At 67.6% G+C, this 18,200-nt stretch carries 19 protein-coding genes; 13 read left to right on the forward strand and 6 right to left on the reverse strand.

The window, feature by feature from the left end; genetic code table 11:
* Both ISS20_RS16565 and ISS20_RS16570 read right to left on the reverse strand, forming a co-directional pair.
* On the reverse strand, positions 1 to 599 hold a 599-nt coding region (locus ISS20_RS16565), incomplete at its 3' end, for a YitT family protein (protein WP_291438082.1).
* A 154-nt stretch (positions 600 to 753) separates the two neighbouring features.
* Positions 754 to 1,266 carry a hypothetical protein gene (locus ISS20_RS16570; RefSeq protein ID WP_056746773.1) on the reverse strand — a complete coding sequence of 171 codons (513 nt, stop codon included), beginning with the start codon at positions 1,264 to 1,266 and terminating at the stop codon, positions 754 to 756.
* Positions 1,267 to 1,342: 76 nt separating this feature from the next.
* Here ISS20_RS16570 and ISS20_RS16575 point away from each other — a divergent pair, with 76 nt between their 5' ends.
* From ISS20_RS16575 to ISS20_RS16620, 10 genes are all read left to right on the forward strand, one after another.
* Positions 1,343 to 1,549, forward strand: a complete 207-nt coding sequence (locus ISS20_RS16575; RefSeq protein ID WP_056058580.1) for a DUF3460 family protein — start codon at positions 1,343 to 1,345, stop codon at positions 1,547 to 1,549.
* A gap of 64 nt (positions 1,550 to 1,613) precedes the next feature.
* On the forward strand, positions 1,614 to 2,477 hold the full coding sequence (locus ISS20_RS16580; protein ID WP_199737458.1) for a ScpA family protein: 864 nt from the start codon (positions 1,614 to 1,616) through the stop codon (positions 2,475 to 2,477).
* 65 nt (positions 2,478 to 2,542) lie between these two features.
* Positions 2,543 to 4,132 carry an L-aspartate oxidase gene (gene nadB / locus ISS20_RS16585; RefSeq protein ID WP_291438083.1) on the forward strand — a complete coding sequence of 530 codons (1,590 nt, stop codon included), beginning with the start codon at positions 2,543 to 2,545 and terminating at the stop codon, positions 4,130 to 4,132.
* The gene (gene queE, locus ISS20_RS16590) at positions 4,129 to 4,764 is read left to right on the forward strand and encodes a 7-carboxy-7-deazaguanine synthase (protein WP_291438084.1); all 636 of its coding nucleotides are present in this window, start codon (positions 4,129 to 4,131) and stop codon (positions 4,762 to 4,764) included. The genes nadB and queE overlap by 4 nt, the downstream gene beginning before the upstream one ends.
* A gap of 25 nt (positions 4,765 to 4,789) precedes the next feature.
* Positions 4,790 to 5,164 carry a 6-carboxytetrahydropterin synthase gene (locus ISS20_RS16595; RefSeq protein WP_291438085.1) on the forward strand — a complete coding sequence of 125 codons (375 nt, stop codon included), beginning with the start codon at positions 4,790 to 4,792 and terminating at the stop codon, positions 5,162 to 5,164.
* 67 nt (positions 5,165 to 5,231) lie between these two features.
* The gene (gene panD, locus ISS20_RS16600; protein ID WP_291438086.1) at positions 5,232 to 5,612 is read left to right on the forward strand and encodes an aspartate 1-decarboxylase; all 381 of its coding nucleotides are present in this window, start codon (positions 5,232 to 5,234) and stop codon (positions 5,610 to 5,612) included.
* Between the two features lie 2 nt (positions 5,613 to 5,614).
* Entirely contained in the window at positions 5,615 to 6,943 is a 1,329-nt protein-coding gene (gene bioA / locus ISS20_RS16605; RefSeq protein ID WP_291438087.1) for an adenosylmethionine--8-amino-7-oxononanoate transaminase, read from the forward strand.
* On the forward strand, positions 6,940 to 7,611 hold the full coding sequence (gene bioD / locus ISS20_RS16610) for a dethiobiotin synthase (RefSeq protein ID WP_291438088.1): 672 nt from the start codon (positions 6,940 to 6,942) through the stop codon (positions 7,609 to 7,611). Before bioA ends, bioD begins: the two co-directional genes overlap by 4 nt.
* Complete coding sequence (bioF, locus tag ISS20_RS16615; protein WP_291438089.1) at positions 7,608 to 8,828, forward strand: 8-amino-7-oxononanoate synthase; 1,221 nt, start codon at positions 7,608 to 7,610, stop codon at positions 8,826 to 8,828. Before bioD ends, bioF begins: the two co-directional genes overlap by 4 nt.
* A 76-nt stretch (positions 8,829 to 8,904) precedes the next feature.
* A complete protein-coding gene (locus ISS20_RS16620) occupies positions 8,905 to 9,264 on the forward strand; it encodes a 5-carboxymethyl-2-hydroxymuconate Delta-isomerase (protein ID WP_291438090.1) in 360 nt (119 codons plus the stop codon).
* 53 nt (positions 9,265 to 9,317) lie between these two features.
* On the opposite strand, the gene pabB is transcribed toward ISS20_RS16620, so the two are convergent.
* The 3 genes from pabB to nadC form a co-directional block, all read right to left on the reverse strand.
* The gene (gene pabB, locus ISS20_RS16625; RefSeq protein WP_291438091.1) at positions 9,318 to 11,150 is read right to left on the reverse strand and encodes an aminodeoxychorismate synthase component I; all 1,833 of its coding nucleotides are present in this window, start codon (positions 11,148 to 11,150) and stop codon (positions 9,318 to 9,320) included.
* 75 nt (positions 11,151 to 11,225) lie between these two features.
* Positions 11,226 to 12,359 (reverse strand): quinolinate synthase NadA, encoded by a 1,134-nt coding sequence (gene nadA, locus ISS20_RS16630; RefSeq protein ID WP_291438092.1) that lies wholly within the window; start codon positions 12,357 to 12,359, stop codon positions 11,226 to 11,228.
* Positions 12,356 to 13,204 (reverse strand): carboxylating nicotinate-nucleotide diphosphorylase, encoded by an 849-nt coding sequence (nadC, locus tag ISS20_RS16635; protein WP_291438093.1) that lies wholly within the window; start codon positions 13,202 to 13,204, stop codon positions 12,356 to 12,358. The genes nadA and nadC overlap by 4 nt, the downstream gene beginning before the upstream one ends.
* Positions 13,205 to 13,382: 178 nt before the next feature.
* On the opposite strand from nadC, the gene panB reads away from it, so the two are divergent.
* Positions 13,383 to 14,264, forward strand: coding sequence for a 3-methyl-2-oxobutanoate hydroxymethyltransferase (panB, locus tag ISS20_RS16640; protein WP_291438094.1), 882 nt, complete (start codon positions 13,383 to 13,385; stop codon positions 14,262 to 14,264).
* Between the two features lie 36 nt (positions 14,265 to 14,300).
* A complete protein-coding gene (gene panC, locus ISS20_RS16645; RefSeq protein ID WP_291438095.1) occupies positions 14,301 to 15,140 on the forward strand; it encodes a pantoate--beta-alanine ligase in 840 nt (279 codons plus the stop codon).
* A 71-nt stretch (positions 15,141 to 15,211) separates the two neighbouring features.
* Here the strand turns inward: panC and ISS20_RS16650 are convergent, their stop codons facing one another.
* Positions 15,212 to 15,934 (reverse strand): alpha/beta fold hydrolase, encoded by a 723-nt coding sequence (locus ISS20_RS16650; RefSeq protein WP_291438096.1) that lies wholly within the window; start codon positions 15,932 to 15,934, stop codon positions 15,212 to 15,214.
* Positions 15,935 to 16,093: 159 nt separating this feature from the next.
* On the opposite strand from ISS20_RS16650, the gene ISS20_RS16655 reads away from it, so the two are divergent.
* Positions 16,094 to 18,200: transglutaminase family protein (locus ISS20_RS16655; protein ID WP_291438097.1), on the forward strand; the 2,107-nt coding region annotated here is incomplete at its 3' end.

Consider the following 18,200-nt stretch of genomic DNA (forward strand, 5'->3'; position numbering starts at 1 on the left):
AACCCGCTCATCACCAGCACCGCCAGCACCGAATACGCCACACGGTCTACCGGCACCACCCACAGTGCGAGCAGCACGACGGTGCCATCGATCATCATCTGCACCTTGCCCGCACGCATGCCGTAGCGGCCTTGCAGGTACAGCGACACCACGGTGGCCCCGCCCAGGCTGGAGCGGTGGCGTGCCAGGAACAGGCAGCCCGTGCCCAGCAGCAACCCGCCCAGCAACGAGGCGAACAGCGGGTTCAGGTAGTCCACATGCATCACGTGCGGGAACAGCTCGGTCAGCAACGACAGCAGGCCCACGCAGACAAAGGTCTTGATCGTGAACTCGCGCCCCATGCGCGTCCAGGCAAACCAGTAGAACGGCAGGTTGACCACAAAGAACAGCTTGCCGAACGAGATGCCGGTGACGTAGTGCAGCAAGAACGCCGCGCCCGCCGTGCCGCCCACCAGCAGCCCCGCCTGGTTGAACAGCATGAGCGCCATGGCCACGAACAGGGTGCCCGCAAACAGGGCCTGGGCGTCTTCAAAGGTGCCATGGCGCAGGGCGGATAGCGGCGGTGCAGCGTCGTGGGCGGGGGGCTGGGTATCGGGCATGGGCGTTCAGCGTTGGGGTGCGTGGCAAAGGCGCGGGGGCTTTCCGCCGGTGGAGTGCTGGGCACTTGGGGACAGTCCGGCGCGCGTCCAGCGTTCAATCTGCAAGATGAGAAGCAAGCAACGCGCCAGTGTGCGCAGGTGTGCGCAGGCGCCGCTACTTGCCGCCCTTGAACTCGGGCGCCTCCGTGTCCGCACCCTTCTGCGTGCGCAGCACGAACTGGTCGGGCCCATAGACCACCGTGAAGACCTTGGACTGGTTGGGTGCCTCCAGGTAGCGCCAGTCGGCCCAGGTCTCCTTTTTCAGCTCGTAGGGCGTGACTTTGGCGGGCTTGCCCAGCAGGCGGCGCACCTCGTCCATGCGCATGCCGGGCGACACACGCGCAAAGGTCTCGGGCGTCAGCACCTGGCGCAGCGCGGTCATGCGGCCGTCGGGGCCGATGGTGATCATGTAGTTGACCTGGCCGGCAGGCTGGCGGTTGTACTCGAAGGTGCGCGCGCCACCGGGCTCGTTCCACACGTTCTCGGGGGCGCCGAAGCGGTCGCGCACGTCGGCTTCGGTCGAAACGCCCTCCTTGAGTTCGCTGATGCGTTGCGGATCGCAGGCGGCAAGCACCAGCAGGGAAAAAGTGGCAGCCGCCAGGGCGGCCGAGCGATATATCAAGCGCATAAATTCGTCCCGGTAAAATCTTGGACCTTCGGTGCATCACTGTGCCTGACGCGTTCCAAGAAAGAGTTCACAGTCCATGTCTATTTTCCGCCGCCCCGACTACCAATCCGACGCCACCCAGTTCATCAACCAGCTCAAGGCGAGCCGTCCCGAACTGGACCAGCAGCAACAAGCCGGCCGTGCCCTGCTGTGGGACAAGCAGGTGGACCGCAAGATCTGGGGCGAGTACCGCGACGCCCAGGTGGCCCAGAAGCCCTACGTGTACCAGACCAACGCCGATTGAGCATCTTTTGAGCCGCAAGCGCAGGTATTTATTGCGCTGATAGCTCCTGATTCAATAGCAAACCATGACCACTGCGAACGCAGCCGAAGCGGCAGACTCGCCCGGCGCGCCCTCGCTGGACGCGGCGGGCATGCCCGTGGTGGTGGACCAGGTGGCCTTGGCCCGCCTGTACGGCGAACCGCTGTTTGCGCTGCCGCAGGACCTGTACATCCCGCCCGACGCGCTCGAAGTCTTCCTCGAAGCCTTTGAAGGCCCGCTGGATTTGCTGCTGTACCTGATCCGCAAGCAGAATTTCAACATCCTCGACATCCCCATGGTGGGGGTGACCAAGCAGTACTTGGCGTATGTGGACGAGATCCGCAGCCGCAACTTGGAACTGGCGGCCGAGTATTTGCTGATGGCCGCCATGCTGATCGAGATCAAGTCGCGCATGCTGCTGCCGCCCAAAAAGCAGGCTGAAGGCGAAGAGCCCGAAGACCCGCGCGCCGAGCTGGTGCGCCGCCTGCTCGAATACGAGCAGATGAAGATGGCCGCAGCCCGCCTGGGGCAGTTGCCGCAGTACGGCCGCGACTTCCTGAAAGCCCAGGTCTACATCGAGCAAAGCCTGCAGCCGCGTTTTCCCGACGTGCATGTGGTGGAGCTGCAGGAGGCCTGGCGCGACATCCTGAAGCGCGCCAAGCTGGTACAGCACCACCGGATCACGCGCGAGGAACTCAGCGTGCGCGAATACATGAGCATGGTGCTCAAGACCCTGCAGGGCCGCCGTTTTGTGGAGTTTGAAGAACTCTTCGAGCCCGAAAAAGGCAGCACCGTGCTGGTGGTGACCTTCATTGCGCTGCTGGAGCTGGCCAAAGAGACGCTGATCGAGATCACGCAGGCCGAAGCGTTTGCGCCCATCTACGTGCGCCTGGCATACACGCCGGCCTAGGGCCGCCTTCCACTGTTCACCGCCCTGGCCGGTGGCCGTGGCATTACCCCCTTCACACGCAAGCCATGGCATCCCACGACTTCGACGTTCTCATCGTAGGCAGCGGCCTCGCCGGCCTCTCGGCCGCCCTGCACCTGGCGCCCACGCACCGCGTGGCCGTCATCACCAAGCGCACGCTGCAAGATGGATCGAGCGGCTGGGCCCAGGGCGGTATTGCCGCAGTGCTGGCCGACGACGACAGCTTTGCCGCCCACATTGAAGACACGCTGGTCGCCGGCGCAGGCCTGTGCGACCTGGCCACCACGCGCTTTGTGGTGGAGAACGCGCCCGCATCGATCGCCTGGCTACGCCAGCTGGGCGTGCCCTTCACGCTCGAAGGCGACCAGCTGCACCTCACGCGCGAAGGCGGCCACAGCGCGCGCCGCATTGCCCATGTGACCGACGCCACCGGCGCGGCCGTGCAGCGCACGCTGATCGATGTGGTGCGTGCCACGCCCGGCATCACGCTGTTCGAGCAGCACACGCTGGTGGACCTGATCACCACGCGCAAGCTGGGCTTGCCGGGCCACCGCTGCCTGGGCCTGTACGCGCTGGACAGCGACACCGACGAGGTCGTCACCTTCCGCGCCCCGCAAACCATCCTGGCCACGGGCGGCGCAGGCAAGGTGTACCTGTACACCACCAACCCCGACACCGCCACGGGCGACGGCATTGCCGCCGCGTGGCGCGCGGGGTGCCGCGTGGCGAACATGGAGTTCATCCAGTTCCACCCCACGGGCCTGTACCACCCACACGAAAAGTCCTTCCTCATCAGCGAAGCGGTGCGCGGCGAGGGCGGGCAGCTCAAGCTGCCCCCATCGGCAGGCGGCACGCGCTTCATGCTCGACCATGACCCACGTGCCGAACTGGCCCCGCGCGATGTGGTGGCCCGCGCCATCGACTTCGAGATGAAAAAACACGGCCTCGACTGCGTGCACCTGGACATCTCGCACCAGAGCCCCGCGTTTTTGCAGGAGCACTTCCCCAACATCCTGGCCCACTGCGCATCGCTGGGCATCGACATCACGAAGGAGCCGATCCCCGTGGTGCCCACCGCCCACTTCACCTGTGGCGGCGTGCTGACCGACCTGGCCGGCCGCACCGACCTGCCCGGCCTGTTTGCCGTGGGCGAAGTGGCCTGCACCGGCCTGCACGGCGCCAACCGGCTGGCCAGCAACTCGCTGCTCGAATGCATGGTGTTTGCGCGCGCGGCCGCACAGGCTATCGCAGCGGCCCCGGCCACCGCACTGCCCACCGTGCCCGCGTGGGACGACAGCCGCGTGACGGATGCCGACGAGTCCGTGGTCATTTCGCACAACTGGGACGAGTTGCGCCGCTTCATGTGGGACTACGTGGGCATCGTGCGCACCAACAAGCGCCTGGAACGTGCCGCCCACCGCATCGCGATGCTGCAGGGCGAGATCCACGAGTTCTACGCCCACTTCCACATCACGCGCGACCTGCTGGAGCTGCGCAACCTGGTGCAGGTGGCCGACCTGATCGTGAAAAGCGCCCAGCTGCGCCGCGAAAGCCGGGGCCTGCATTTCAGCCGCGACTACCCCGAGGTCGCAGCCCCCGCCGCCCCCACCATCCTCGTCCCCCCGGTGCCCCGATGACCTACAGCGTCAAAGAAATTTTCTACACCCTGCAAGGCGAAGGCGGCCAAGCCGGCACACCGGCCGTGTTCTGCCGCTTTGCAGGCTGCAACCTCTGGACGGGCCGCGAGCAGGACCGTGCGCAGGCCATCTGCCAGTTCTGCGACACCGACTTTGTGGGCACCGATGGCACGCTGGGCGGCAAGTTTGAGACAGCCACGGCGCTGGCGGAGTTGATCGCCGCCCAATGGCCTGCGGGCGCGGGCCACCGCCTGGTAGTGCTGACGGGCGGCGAGCCCCTTCTGCAGGTCGATGCGGCGCTGATAGACGCGCTGCACGCGCAGCAATTCCGCATCGCCGTCGAAAGCAACGGCACCGTCGCCGCGCCCGAAGGCATCGACTGGCTGTGCATCAGCCCCAAGGCGGGTGCACCGTGGGTGCAGCGCAGCGGGCAGGAACTGAAACTGGTCTGGCCCCAGCCCGGCTTTGACCTGCAGGCGCTGGAGCAGGGCACCCAGTTCACCCACCGCTTTCTTCAGCCCATGGACGGACTTCTGCAGCGCCAGAACACTGCCGCCTGCATTGACGCCTGCCTGGCCCACCCCGCATGGCGATTAAGCCTGCAAACCCACAAGCTCACCGGCATAAGGTGACGCGGTTTTATCTTCTAGTTTCCGTATGTTGTTCACCATCTCCCAGCGCTTCTTCTTCGACGCCGCCCACACCTTGCGCCGCGAGATCGAAGCCGAAGGCAGCCGCCGTGTGCACGGCCACACCTACCACGCCGAAGTTTTCCTGACCGGCCCACGCGACCCGGCCACCGGCATGGTGCTGGACCTGGGCCTGCTGCGCCGGGGCCTGGAGGTGGTGCGCGAGCAGCTGGACCACCACATGCTGGACGAAGTGCCCGGCCTGGGCACCCCCACGCTGGAGAACCTGTGCCTGTTCATCGCCCGAACGCTGCCCGCTGACCTGCGCGCCAGCGTGACCCGCGTGCGCGTGTGGCGCGAAGCACTGGGCGACAGCTGCGCGCTGGACTTTCCACAGCCCTGACCGGCCACGGCCCTGCCACCGGCAGGCCACCCCCCAAAAGTTCACAGACTTCACCCAAGGAAGCCCGATGTTCCGCACCCTGCTCAAATCCAAGATCCACCGCGTGGCCGTGACCCAGTGCGAACTGCACTACGAAGGCTCCTGCGCCATCGACGAAGACCTGCTGGACGCCGCCAACATCGCAGAGAACGAGCAGATCCACATCTGGAACATCAACAACGGCGAGCGCCTTGTCACCTATGCCATCAAGGGCCAGCGCGGCAGCGGCATGATCTCGGTGAACGGCTCGGCCGCACGCCGTGCTGCAGTGGGCGATCTCATCATCATTGCGGCCTTCGCCCAGGTGCACGAAGACCAGGTGGGCACGCACCAGCCGCAGCTGGTGTTTGTGGACGACCACAACCGCCAGACGGAACTGCGCCACGCAGTGCCCACACAGGCCCTGTAACAATGGCATCGACCCATGACGCTCTGGTGGCCCGCAGCCTGGCTGCCGTCTGGCACCCTTGCACGCAAATGAAGCGGCACGAGGCCCAACCGCCCGTGGCCATTGCGCGCGCGCAGGGCCCGTGGCTGTACGACACCGAAGGCAAGCGCTACCTCGACGGCATCAGCTCCTGGTGGGTCAATCTGTTCGGCCACAGCCACCCACACATCCAGGCCGCGCTGGTGGACCAGCTGGGCCAACTGGACCACGTGATGCTGGCGGGCTTTACCCACGCGCCCGTGGTGGAACTGTCGGAACGCCTTGCCGCGCTCACCGGCCTGGGCCATGCTTTCTATGGCAGCGACGGCGCAGCCGCCACAGAGATTGCGCTCAAGATGAGCGCGCACTACTGGCGCAACACCGGTCGCCCCGCCAAGAGCCGCTTTGTGGGTCTGGCTGGTGGCTACCACGGCGAAACCGTGGGCGCACTGGCGGTGACCGACATCGCCATCTTCCGCGAGGCTTATGCCCCGCTGGTGCGCCTGGCCGATACCGTGCCCAGCCCCGATGCACGCGGTGCCCAGCCGGGCGAGACGGCCGAAGACGTGGCGCGCCGTGCCGCTGCAGCACTGGAAAGCTGGCTGCAGGAGCACCACACCACCACCGCCGCACTCATCGCCGAGCCCCTGGTTCAATGCGCTGCGGGCATGGCCATGCACGACCCGGAATACCTGCGTCTGGCACGCGCGCTGTGCAATCGCTACGAGGTGCACCTGGTGGTCGATGAAATTGCCGTAGGTTTCGGCCGCACGGGCACCATGTTCGCGCACCAGCAGGCAGGCATCCAGCCTGATTTCATCTGTCTTTCCAAAGGCCTCACGGGCGGCACACTGCCGCTGTCGGCCGTGCTGACCACCGACGCGGTGTACGCCGCGTTCTACGACGACGACGTGGCGCGGGGCTTTTTGCATTCGCACTCGTACACCGGCAACCCGCTGGCCTGCCGCGCGGCATTGGCCACACTGGATCTGTTTGAGCAGCTGGATGCCCTGAACGCGAACGCAGCGCTGGCACAGCGCATCGACGCGGCCTGTGCGCCACTTGCCCACCACCCGCGCGTGCGCCACGCAAGGCGCCTGGGAATGATCTGGGCCTGGGACGTAGACACTACCCTGCCCGACTTCGCACGCCGCTACCACCAGCACGCCATGGCGCGCTCTCTGGTGCTGCGGCCCATCGGGAAAACGCTGTACGCCATGCCGCCGTATGCGCTCGACGACGAGGCCGTGCAGTGCCTGGCCAGCGGCGCGCTCGACGCGCTGAACGCCACGCTGTACGAGGAGAAATCATGATTGGATGTTTTGTGACCGGAACCGACACGGGCGTCGGCAAAACGCTGGTGTCCGCCGGTCTGCTGCGTGCATTGGCAGCCCACCACCCCCGCGTGGTGGGTATGAAGCCCGTGGCGGCCGGCGTGGTGCCTTGGGGGGACGACTGGGCCAGCGAGGACGCGATCGCGCTGCGCTCCGCCTCCACGCTGGCGGTGGCCCCCGAGCTGGACAACCCCGTGCTGCTGCTCGACCCGCTCTCGCCCCATATCGCCGCTGCGAGGGCCGGGGTGCAGATCGACCTCAACGCCATCGTGCGCAGCTACCACGCGCTGGCCGCCCAGGCCGACGCCGTGGTGGTGGAAGGCGCCGGCGGCTTTCATGTGCCACTGACCGACACCCAGACAGGCGCTGACCTCGCTCAGACCCTGGCCTTGCCCGTGGTGCTGGTGGTGGGGCTGCGGCTGGGCTGCCTGAACCATGCGTTGCTGACCGCCGAGGCCATCCGCACGCGCGGCCTCACGCTGGCCGGCTGGGTGGCCAACCGGGTAGACCCTGACATGGAGGCCGTGGAGGACAACATCGCCTACCTGCGCGCGCGGCTGGGTGCGCCACTGCTGGCCGATGTGCCGCACCAGGAGCTGCCTGAACCCGGCAGCCTGGTGTTTGATCTTCCTAAGGATTGGCGATGACTGGCGCCACGGCACTGCAGACGTCGTGGCTCGATGAGATCCCTGTACGCCTGGCCGACATTGAACGCGCCCACCTGCTGCGCCGCCGCCGCGTGGTGCAACCCGCCGGCGGTGCACGTCTGCTGGTGGACGGCCAGCCCATGCTGGCCTTTTGCAGCAACGACTACCTGGGACTGGCCAGCCACCCTGCGCTGGCCGAGGCCGCGCGTGAGGCCACACACCACTATGGCGTGGGCTCTGGCGGCTCGCCGCTGGTCAGCGGCCACAGCGCCGCCAACGACGCACTGGAGCACGAGCTGGCGGCCTATGTGCAACTGCCCCGCGCGTTGTACTTTTATGCCGGCTACGCCACCAACTCCGGCATCATCCCCGCGCTCGTGGGCGACGGTGATGCGCTGTTCTCCGACGCGCTCAACCATGCCTGCCTGATCGACGGCGCCCGCCTGTCGCGCGCCACCATCCACCGCTATCCCCACGCCGACCTGGCCGCGCTGGAAGCGCAGCTCGCCGCCAGCCCCGCACGGCGCAAGCTGGTCATCAGCGATGCGGTGTTCAGCATGGATGGCGACCTCATCGATATTCCGGCGCTGCTGGCGCTGTGCGAGCGCTACGACGCCCTGTTGCTGCTGGACGACGCTCACGGCTTTGGCGTGCTGGGCCCCCAAGGGCGCGGCAGCCTGGCGCAGGCGGGGCTGACGGGAGCCACGGCTTCACGCCGCGTGCTTTACATGGCCACGCTGGGCAAGGCTGCGGGTGTGGCGGGCGCCTTTGTGGCAGGCGATGCAGCCCTCATCGAATGGCTGCTGCAAAAAACACGCACCTACATCTTTGCCACTGCGGCCCCGCCGCTGCTGGCCAGCGCGTTGCGGCAAAGCCTGCAGATCATGGCGGCCGCCGATGACCGGCGCGCGCACCTCGCGGCCCTCATCACCCAATTGCGTACCAGGCTGGCCGACCTGCCCAAGGCCCTGGGCTGGCACCTGTTGCCGTCGCACACGCCTGTGCAGGCCCTGGTGATCGGCAGCAACGAAGCCGCACTGCACGTGATGGACGGCCTGCGCACCCAAGGCCTGTGGGTGCCCGCCATCCGCCCGCCCACCGTGCCTGCGGGCACGGCGCGGCTGCGCATTGCGCTGTCGGCCGCGCACACCACAAGGGATGTGGCGCAACTGCTGGCCGCGCTGCATGCGCTGGCAAAGCCGTTGGTAAGCCGTTGACACGCCGCAGTACCATGCAAGGCCCAGGCAACCTGCCAACGCGGGCCCTCCCCCATCCTTCCAGCGAGACAATTCCATGCCCCACCTGACCATCGAATACTCCGCCAACCTGCCCCACTACCCCGAGGCCGAAACGCTGACGGCCCTGAACGCCACCCTGTGCTCCCACCCCCAGGTGCAGGACGAGGCGGATCTGAAAACCCGCTTCATCGTGGCCGACAGCTTCGAGATCGGCATCGCACCCGCCAACCGCGCCTTTGTGCATGCCCAACTGCGCCTGCTGTCCGGCCGCACGCCCGAGGCCAAGAAGGAGCTGTCCGACCGCATTGCCGCTGTGCTGCGCGAGCGCACCCCCAAGCCCCAGGGCGTGATGGTGCAGCTGAGCGTGGAGATCGTGGACATGGACCGTGGCTCGTACGCCAAAGAGCGGCTGTGAACCGGCCATGAACACGGCGCCCGCCTCGCAACATACGGGGCGCTGGCGCCCAGTCACGCGTCCAGCGTAGCCGCCAGCCAGCCGCGCAGGCTGTTGATGAACGCCCAGCCTTGCACGCGGGGTATGTCGGCCACGCGCAGGACGACCTCTACCACGTGGCCATCCTGCAGCGCCACTGCGCGGCCCACGCCGGGCAGCAGGCCGCAGGACAAGGGCGGCGTCACCCAGCGCCCATCGATGAGCGCGGCGATGTTGCCGAAGGTGCCCTCGGTGATCTCGCCTGCCTCGTTCCACAGCACCGTGTCGAACACGCCGGGGGTGGTGGGGGCAAACGCCGCGTAGTGCGCGCGGCGGGTGGTCTTGTAGCGCACAAACTCGCTGTGGGCGGCCGCAAAGGGGCGCGGCGCCAGTTGCAGGCGCACGGGCACCGCGGTGGTCTGCAGCGCAAAGGCCTCGGCGCGGGCGCTGCCATCCGCCGCCAGCAGCAGGCGCACCCGCCAGTCGCCGTCGCGGTGTTGCAGGGCGGCAATCTGCAGCTCCTGGCGCACCGCATGGGCGTTGAACACAAAGCCGAAATGTGCGGCCGCCTCGCCCATGCGGCGCACATGCTGGTCGGCGTGCATGAATTTGCCGTCGTGCAGGCCCAGGGTTTCGAGCACCTCGAACGGAGCGCTCGCCCGCTCGACAAAGGCGCGCTTGTGGTGCCACTCGGCCCACTCGGCGCCTGCCTCGGCACCGGAGGTGATGCCGCTGCCAATGCCGCAGGTGGCCTCGGCAACGACGGGGGAGGCATCCGCACCCGCACCCGTACCCACACCGCGCAGCACCACGGTGCGGATGGGCACGTTGAACGTGGCCGCCACCGGATGCAAGCCGTCCGGCCCCGCCGCCCCGCCAGGCCGCACCACACCCACCGCGCCGCAATACACGCCGCGCGGCGCAGGCTCCAGCGCGCGGATCATCTGCATGGCGCGCACCTTGGGCGCCCCCGTGACAGAGCCGCAGGGGAACAGCGCCGCAAACACATCCGTCAGCGTGGTGCCGGGCCGCGTGCGCGCCGTCACGTCCGAGGTCATCTGCCACACCGTGGGCAAGGCCTGCGTGGCAAACAGCGCAGGCACCTGCACGCTGTGCGGCAGCGCAATGCGCGACATGTCGTTGCGCAGCAGGTCCACGATCATCACGTTCTCGGCACGCTCCTTGGGCGCCGTGCGCAGGTGCTCGGCCTGCTGCGCGTCCTGCTCGGGGGTGGCGCCACGCGGGGCCGTACCCTTCATCGGGCGGGCCAGCAGGGTGCCGCCTTCCGGCGCGTCCTGCCAGTCAAAAAACAGCTCGGGCGACACCGACAGCACCTGCTCGTCACCCGCCTGCAAGTAGGCGGCATAGCCCCCGGGCTGCGCGCGCAACAGCGCGGCAAACAAGGCCTGCGGCGACCCCTGCAGCGTGCCACGAAAGGGCGCGGTGTAGTTGACCTGGTACAGCTCGCCCGCCGCGATGGCCTGCTGGATCTGCGCCAGCGCGGCGTCAAACTCCTCGCGCTCGGGGCTGTTGTCCCACACCACCTGCGCAGGGGTTGCCGCTGCCGCAGCATCCGCCGCGTCGTCGGTCCCGGGCTGGGGCGCGTCATACACGGCAAACCAGGCCAGCGGGCCGTCGGCCGCATGGGTCTGCAATGCGGCATCGAAGGCCGGGGCGGCCTCGTAGCGCACGTGGCCCACGCACCAGCGTCCTTGCTGTGCGGCGGCAAACACGGCGTCGAGCACACCGCGCACCTCGTGCAGTGCCTGGGCCACCAGCACCTCGCGCGGGGCCTGAAACCGGTGGCGCAGGCGCGCGGCACCTGCGCTCAGCGGCTGGGTGAAGTCAATGTGGCAACTAGAAGTCAAAGCAGGCGGAGGCGCTAGTGGATCATGCGCCTGTAGCTATCAAAACATGAGCAATTATCAACACGTCGTGCACACTCAGGCAGCGCCTAGGTGGGGCAACAGTGCGCCGGTCGGTTGACCATTCTTGAGCGCCGCCGTGAAGGCCAGCATGCGGTCAATCGGCTGGCGCGCACGCGGAATCAGTGCAGGGTCCACATGCACAGCGTTCGCACCGGTCTCCAGCACGCGGGCCACATCGGCCAGGCCGTTCATCGCCATCCAGGGGCAGTGCGCGCAGCTCTTGCAGGTGGCGCTGTTGCCAGCCGTGGGGGCTTCGTAAAAGGTCTTGCCGGGGTTGAGCGTGCGCAGCTTGTGCATCATGCCGTTGTCGGTGGCCACAATGAACTCGGTGGCATCCATCTCGCGCGCGGCCTTGAGGATGGCGCTGGTGGAGCCCACGGCATCGGCCAGGGCCACCACGTCGGCGGGACTCTCGGGGTGGACCAGCACCTTGGCATGCGGGTGCTGCTGCTTGAGCAGCTCCAGCTCCAGCGCCTTGAACTCGTCGTGCACGATGCAGGCACCGTTCCAGAACACCATGTCAGCGCCCGTCTCACGCTGGATGTAAGCGCCCAGGTGGCGGTCGGGCGCCCACAGGATCTTCTGGCCTGCGGCCTTGAGGGCGCTCACAATGTCGAGCGCACAGCTCGATGTGACGAGCCAGTCCGCGCGCGCCTTCACGGCCGCGCTGGTGTTGGCATAGACGACCACGGTGCGGTCGGGGTGCTGGTCGCAGAACGCGCTGAATTCTTCGATGGGGCAGCCCAGGTCCAGCGAGCAGGTGGCGTCCAGGTCGGGCATGAGCACGGTCTTTTCCGGGCTCAGGATCTTGGCCGTTTCGCCCATGAACCGCACGCCGCTCACCACCAGGGTCTGCGCCGCGTGGTCGCGGCCAAAGCGGGCCATCTCCAGCGAGTCGCTCACCAGACCACCGGTTTCCTCGGCCAGGTCCTGCAGGTCCGGGTGCACGTAGTAGTGCGACACCATGACCGCATTCTTTTCTTTCAGCAGGCGGCGGATCTTGTCCTTGAGCGCGGCACGCTCTGCCTGCGAAGGCTCGGGCGGCACGCGGGCCCAGGCGTGTTTGGTGGAGCAGACGGCGCCTTCCTGGGCATCCAGCGGCTGCTCGTACTCCACATCGATGCGGTTCAACACGGCGGTGGTGGTCATGACAGTTCCTGCAGTCGCATGGAGAAATCGGTGGCCTTCACGTCCTTGGTCAGCGTGCCGATGGAGATGCGGTCCACGCCGGTCTCGGCCAGTGCGCGCAGGCCATCGAGCGTGACGCCACCCGAGATTTCCAGAATCGCACGGCCCGCGTTGATGCGCACGGCATCGCGCAGCTGGGCCAAGGGCATGTTGTCCAGCAGCACCATCTTGGCGCCCGCATCCAGCGCCTCGGCCAGCTGCTCCAGGGTTTCCACTTCGATCTCGATGAACTTTGCCTGTGACGCCACCTTGTCGGCAGCGCGCAGCACGGCGGTCACGCCTCCCGCAGCAGCGATGTGGTTCTCTTTGATCAGCACCGCATCGTGCAGGCCAATGCGATGGTTGGTGCCGCCGCCCACGCGCACGGCATATTTCTGCGCCAGGCGCAGGCCGGGAATGGTCTTGCGCGTGTCCACAATGTGGGCGCGGGTGCCAGCCACCACATCCACATAGGTACGGGTTTTGGTGGCCACGGCCGACAGCAGTTGCAGGAAGTTGAGCGCCGTGCGCTCGGCGCTGAGCAACGCGCGGGCATTGCCTTCAATCTCCAGCACCACCTGGTCGGGGGCGCAGCGCTGGCCCTCGGCCACATGCCAGGTGATCTTCACCATGGGGTCGAGGGCGCGCAGCGCGGCCTCGGCCCAGGGGGCGCCGCAGATCACGGCGGCTTCGCGCGCCAGGATACGCGCGCGGGCGCGGCGGGCGGGGTCGATCAGGCCGGCGGTGAGGTCGCCGGTGCCCACGTCTTCGGCCAGGGCGCGCGCCACATCGGCCTGGGCCAGGGCCTTCACTTCGGTATCGCTCATGGGGGTCTTTGCGGGGGAATGTGCGGAATATGTCGCAGCTGTCATGGGCCGCGAGCATACCGGGAACGCAAAGGCCACTGTGCCAGCGCAGGCCCCTGGGGCCCGCGCAGGAAACCAATAAGTACACCCAGTATTGGTCGCATAGACTCGCGGCAATTTTTTGGCTCCACCGCGCTACATGACCGCCACCAGCCCTGTTTCTGCCACGCCCTACGGCACGCTGCCGCCTGCATCGCCCCTGCCCCAGCGCCGCCCCGTGAGCCTGCCGCGCCTGGCGCAAATGCGCGCGGCGGGCGAGAAGATCACCATGCTCACCGCCTACGACGCCACCTTTGCGGCCGTGGCAGATGCGGCGGGGGTGGAATGCATTCTGGTGGGCGATTCGCTGGGCATGGTGTGCCAGGGCCTGCCCAGCACGGTGGGTGTGACGCTGGACACCATGGCCTACCACACAGCCAGCGTGGCGCGCGGCCTGCACCGCGTGCAGGGCACGGCCTGGCTGGTGGCCGACCTGCCCTACGGCACCTACGCCGAAAGCCGCGAACAAGCGCTGCGCAGCGCCTGTGTGCTGATGCAGGCGGGCGCGCACATGGTCAAGCTCGAAGGCGGCGGCTGGACAGCGCCCACGGTGGAATTTCTGGTGCAGCGCGGCGTGCCGGTGTGCACCCACCTGGGCCTGACGCCGCAGACGGTGCACGCGCTGGGTGGCTACCGCGTGCAGGGCAAAACCGACGACGCGGCCCGCACGCTGCGCAAAGAGGCGCATGAGCTGCAGGACGCAGGCGCCGCCATGCTGGTGCTGGAGATGGTGCCCGCAGCGCTGGCCGCAGACATCACGGCCGAGCTGCCGCACTGCCACACCATCGGCATCGGCGCGGGCAACGGCACGGCCGGCCAGGTGCTGGTGTTGCACGACATGCTGGGCATGAACCTCGGGAAGATGCCGAAGTTCGTCCACAACTTCATGCAGGACGCGGGCAGCGTGCGCGGCGCCATGGAGGCGTATGTGCAGTCCGTGAAGCAAGGGCGTTTCCCGGACAACGCTGTACACGCCTGGTGAGCCCTTTTCCTCTCTCCTTCTGCCCCCTCCGACCCCATGCTGATTGCCCGCTCCGTTGCCGACCTGCGCCAGGCCCTGGCCCCCTACCGCCGCCCCGCCTTTGTGCCCACCATGGGCAACCTGCATGAGGGGCATATTGCCCTGGTGCGCCAGGCCAAGCCCCTGGGCGATGTGACCGTGGCCAGCATCTTTGTGAACCGCCTGCAGTTTCTGCCGCACGAGGACTTTGACAGCTACCCGCGCACCTGGGAGGCCGACTGCGCACAGCTCCAGGCCGCCGGTTGCGATGTGCTGTTTGCACCGCGCGAGACGGACCTGTACCCCGAACCCCAGACCTTCAAGGTGCACCCTGACCCGGTGCTGGCCGACATGCTGGAAGGGCACTTTCGCCCCGGGTTTTTTGTGGGTGTGAGCACGGTGGTGATGAAGCTGTTTGCCTGCGTGCTGGGCCAGACCGGTGGCACGGCCGTGTTTGGCAAGAAGGACTACCAGCAGCTCATGGTGATCCGCCACATGGTGCGGCAGTTTGCGCTGCCCATTGACGTCGTAGCGGGCGAAACCTGCCGCGCAGCGGACGGGCTGGCGCTGAGCTCGCGCAATGGCTACCTGGACCTGGAAGAACGGCAGGAGGCCGTGGCCCTGTCGCAGGCCCTGAAGCGGCTGGCGCAGCAGTGGCTGGGCGCCAGCGACCGCAGCACGCTGGAGGCCCAGGCGCAAGATGCCTTGCGCGCGCGGGGCTGGGCGCCCGACTACCTCACGGTGCGCCGCCGGGCCGACCTGCTGCCCGCCACGGCCGACGATGCCGCAGGCACGCTGGTGGCGCTGGGTGCAGCGCGGCTGGGCAGCACGCGGCTGATCGACAACCTGGAGTTCTGATTAGCTATCATTTCCATAGCTACCCAGGCATGTACCACTAGCGCTTCCTGTCAAAAAGACTTCTAACCCATTCAAATCCACCCGTTGCGGGCCAGCCACTGCACCAGCAAGCGGGTCACCACCTCGGGCTGTTCCATGGTCAGCATGTGGCCGCTGTCGGGCAGCAGGTGGTGTTCGGCGCCGGGCACCAGCGCCACGATCTCCGCAGAACATTCGGGCGGCGTGAGCTGGTCGGCCGCGCCACACACCACCAGCGCGGGGCAGGCCACCTGCGGCAGATGCACCCGCGCATCGGGCCGATGGATCACGGCGCGGTTCTGGCGCACCAGGTGGTCGGGGCCCGCATCCAGCACAAAGTCCAGGTAGGCCTGCACCAGGTCCGCCTTGGCGGCGTTCGTGGGGTGGAAGGCCAGGGCCACGTTGGGCTCGATGACCTCGCGCATGCGGCCCTGTTCAAACAGCTCGATGGCGCCTTCGCGCAGGGCACGCATGTCGGGCGTCTCGGGCCGCGCGGTGGTACCCAGCAGCGCCAGCCCTGCCACACGCTGCGGCGCCTGGCGCGCGGCCTCCATGGCGATCATGCCGCCCATCGACGCACCCGCCAGCACCAGCGGCCCCGCGTGTCGTGCCAGCAGGCGTGCGGCAAAGTCTTCGATGCGGTGCAGGTTCACATCCTGGTGGGCGGTGGCGACCTCGGGGCGCAGCGCGGCGGGCAGCAGCGGCAGCACGCCGCGCCACATGCGTTCATCGGCGGCCAGGCCGGGGAGGAGCAGCAGTTGGGGGGATTGGGACATGGGTGAATCAGGGCATCACCAAGTTGGTGCGCAGTCAGAAAAACAGGCGGCCCCGGCAGCGGGGTACGGACCGCACATTGTGAACAGCCGATGACCGCTTGTCATCGCCCCCGGAATAGTTGCCCGCGATGGCTCAGGACTTGCTAGCATGCCCTGCATATGCCCATCCACGCCGCGCTCCACCACGTCACGCATTACCAATACGACCGGCTGGTAGGCCTCGGGCCGCAGACCATCCGATTGCGGCCCGCGCCCCATTGCCGCAGCACTGTGATTTCGTACTCGCTCAAGGTCGAGCCCGCGCAGCACTTCATCAACTGGCAGCAGGACCCGTTTGCCAACTACCAGGCGCGGCTGGTCTTCCCCGAGAAGACGCGCGAGTTCAAGGTCACGGTGGACCTGGTGGTGGAGATGGCGGTGTACAACCCCTTCGACTTCTTCCTGGAGCCCGAGGCCGAGAACATCCCGTTCAACTACAGCAGCGATGTGCAGCAGGAGCTGGCGCCCTACCTGGCCACCGACCCGATGACACCGCTGGTGCAGGCCTATCTGGACAAGGTGGACCGCAGCAAGCAGCGCACCATCGATTTCCTGGTCCAACTCAACCAGCAGGTATCGCAAGACATCCGCTACCTTATCCGCCTGGAGCCCGGCGTGCAGACGCCGGAGGAGACGCTGCAAAAGGCCAGCGGCTCGTGCCGCGACTCGGGCTGGCTGCTGGTGCAGCTGCTGCGCCACCTGGGGCTGGCGGCGCGGTTTGTGTCGGGCTACCTGATCCAGCTCACCCCCGATGTGAAGGCGCTCGATGGCCCCAGCGGCACCGACCACGACTTCACAGACCTGCACGCCTGGTGCGAGGTCTACCTGCCCGGCGCGGGCTGGATCGGCCTGGATGCCACCAGCGGCCTGATGGCGGGCGAGGGCCACATCCCGCTCGCTTGCACACCCCAGCCCTCGGGCGCCGCGCCGATTGAAGGTGGCGTGGACAAGGCCGAGGTGGAATTCAGCCACGAGATGCGCGTGACGCGCATCTTCGAATCGCCCCGCGTGACCAAGCCCTACACCGAAGACCAGTGGCAGGCCGTGCTGGCGCTGGGCGACCAGGTGGATGCCGACCTGACCGCGAACGATGTGCGACTGACCATGGGCGGCGAGCCCACCTTTGTGGCTGTGGGCGACCGCGATGCGCCCGAGTGGAACACCGATGCGCTGGGCCCCACCAAGCGCGGTTTTGCCACCGAGCTGGTGCACAAGCTGCGCGCCGAATACGGCCAGGGCGGCTTCCTGCACTTTGGCCAGGGCAAGTGGTACCCGGGCGAGCAGCTGCCGCGCTGGGCGCTGTCGATCTGCTGGCGCGCCGACGGCCAGCCCGCGTGGCAGAACCCCGCGCTGTTTGCCGACGAACGCAACCCCTCGCACTACACCAGCGCCGACGCCGAGCGTTTTGTGCGCCACCTCACGCGCAAGCTGGGCATCACCGACCGCTACATCCAGCCCGGTTATGAAGACACCTTCTACTACCTGTGGCGCGAGCGCCGCCTGCCGGTCAACGTGGACCCGTTTGACGCGCGCCTGGACGACGAGCTGGAGCGCGCACGCCTGCGCCGCGTGTTCGAGCAAAAACTCGACAGCGTGGTGGGCTATGTGCTGCCACTGCAGGCAGGCGAAGGCGCGGGCACGCTGGCGGGCAGCGTGTGGAGCACGGGGCCGTGGTTCTTCCGCGACGACCGCATGCTGCTCATCCCCGGCGATTCGCCCATGGGCTACCGCCTGCCGCTGGACGCCCTGCCCTGGGTGAAAGCGTCGGACACCGAGCACCTGATCCCACAAGACCCGACCGCGCCCCAGAGCCCGCTGGCCGCTGCCACCACGCTGCGGGCGCGGTATTCCGTGCCATCCGGCCCGGTCACCGGCGACCGCGACCTGCCCTACCTGGCGGGCGCCACCGCACCGGGCGAGGCACGCCGCATGGCGCAAGGTACGGCTGGCGGCGACCACGCGCGCCAGGCCGGGCAGCCCGACCCGCATGCGGGCATGCAGCCACCGGGCAAGTTCCAGTCGGCCGCAGGCCTGTCGCGCACAGCGCTGTGCGTGGAGGTGCGCGACCCACGCCGCGCCAGCGGCCCCAAGGCCGAGAAGGTGGGTGAAAAGTACGGAGTGCTCTATGTCTTCATGCCGCCGCTGGCGCGCCTGGAGGATTACCTGGACCTGCTGGCCGCCAGCGAGGCCACGGCCGAAGAGCTGGGCATGAAGATCGTGCTGGATG

This window comes from Acidovorax sp. (genome assembly GCF_016783915.1).
Lineage (GTDB): Bacteria > Pseudomonadota > Gammaproteobacteria > Burkholderiales > Burkholderiaceae_C > Acidovorax.